Origin of the sequence: Clostridium sp. (assembly GCF_036639235.1) — a bacterium.
GTDB lineage: Bacteria > Bacillota > Clostridia > Clostridiales > Caloramatoraceae > Clostridium_AB.
Genome location: NZ_JAVWJB010000020.1, coordinates 1 through 1,753, shown reverse-complemented (window position 1 = coordinate 1,753; position 1,753 = coordinate 1). Strand labels below are relative to the sequence as shown.

Sequence of the window (1,753 nt, the reverse complement as noted above, 5' to 3'; positions counted from 1 at the left end):
TTAACATTCTATACACCACTTTCAATTGCAGGTGTATCAATGGCATATTCAATTTCAAGTATAGTTAATATGTATCTTTTATATAGAGGACTTAGTAAGAAAACCAAGGGACTTAGAACTAAGGAAATTTCACAAAGTTTTATTAAGGCATCTATTGCTTCATTTATAATGGGTGGAGCAGCTTTAATTGTCTCAAGAGTAGCAGAGAGTTTTGTAGGACATGAGGGAAAAACAGAGCAGATTATAGGGGTTGGCTTATCAATGCTTGTTGCCATTGTGCTATATTTCTTTGTAACATATAAGATGAGAATGAGTGAAATGGACTTTTTCCTTGCTAAAGTAAAAAGAAAACTTAAAAAGTAATTTTTACGAATTTCATATAAAAATCGTGGCATACTACCTATAGGAGGTGGTATAAATGGATTTTTTAAGCTTACTTAAGTCAAGACATAGTGTAAAGAGTTTTAAGGATGAAATAGTTCCTGGTGATAAGGTGAAGGCTATACTTGATATGGTTACATTATCACCATCATTTAAAAATCTACAAAGTTATAAGTTAATACTTATTTCAGATAACACCACAAAAGAGAATATTGAGAAGATTATTCCAGATGATAATAGTGCTAAGAAGGGGTTTATAGAAGCTCCATTATCTATAGTAGTTACTGCTAGAGAAGATGTATCTAGTTATTATGAGGATAATCAGTTTTATATGCTTGACGGAGCAATTGCCATGTATACACTTTTACTTGCAGCAACAAGTGAGGGCCTTGGTTCTTGTTGGATTGAGATTATTAATGAAGATGCACTTAGAAGTGCATTAGATATTCCAAGTAATTATAGGGTTATTGGACTTACTCCTATTGGCTATACACAGAATTCTATTGGCTATATAAAGCCAAGTAGTGGTATGATAGATAAGAAGAGTATTTCAGATATATCACATGAGAACCTATGGAATAAAGAAATAGATTATTTTTAAGGTGCCTATGCACCTTTTTTAAGTTGAAACAAACCTAAGAGGAGTGTAGATAAGTGAATATAGAAAGATCAGTAGAAGTTCTATCAAATGATTTAGTTGAGTCTACAAGACAGATTATAAGAATTCAAAGTGTAGAATCCTCACCTAAAGAGAATATGCCATTTGGAGAAAATGTTCAAGAGGCACTTGATTATGCATTAAATCTATCAAGAAATATGGGATTTAAGGTTGTTAACCTTGATAATTATGTAGGTTATGCAGAGTATGGTGAAGGTGAAGATTATATTGCAGTTCTAGGGCATCTAGATGTTGTACCTGAGGGAGATGGTTGGAATGGAAATCCATACTCAGGAGATTTAATAGATGGAGTTATTTATGGTAGAGGTGCAATAGACGATAAGGGACCTATAATGGCAGCATTATATGGACTTAAGGCTATTAAAGACTCAGGAGTTAAGTTATCAAAAAGGGTTAGAGTTATTTTTGGTACAAATGAGGAAACAGGATGTAATGACATACCTTATTATTTAGAGAGAGAAAAACCTCCTGTTATGGGATTTACACCAGATGCAGACTTCCCTGTTATACATGGAGAAAAGGGACTTCTTATTTTCGATATAGTTAAGGATGTACTTGATGAACAAACTTCTACAGTTAAGGTTGTATACATAAAGGGTGGAACACGTGAGAATATGGTTCCTGATTATTGTGAGGCGGAGATTTTAACTGAGGATAAGGAAGACATTATTAGAATATACAAAGAATTATCAT

The 1,753-nt window shown here is 33.1% G+C and carries 3 protein-coding genes; all 3 read left to right on the top strand.

Features of this window, described 5'->3' with window-relative positions; genetic code table 11:
* Nucleotides 1–363: lipid II flippase MurJ (locus RR539_RS06500; RefSeq protein WP_332500265.1), on the top strand; the 363-nt coding region annotated here is incomplete at its 5' end.
* Nucleotides 364–418: 55 nt separating this feature from the next.
* Complete coding sequence (locus RR539_RS06495) at nt 419–982, top strand: nitroreductase family protein (RefSeq protein WP_332500264.1); 564 nt, start codon at nt 419–421, stop codon at nt 980–982.
* A gap of 53 nt (nt 983–1,035) precedes the next feature.
* Nucleotides 1,036–1,753: Sapep family Mn(2+)-dependent dipeptidase (locus tag RR539_RS06490; RefSeq protein ID WP_332500263.1), on the top strand; the 718-nt coding region annotated here is incomplete at its 3' end.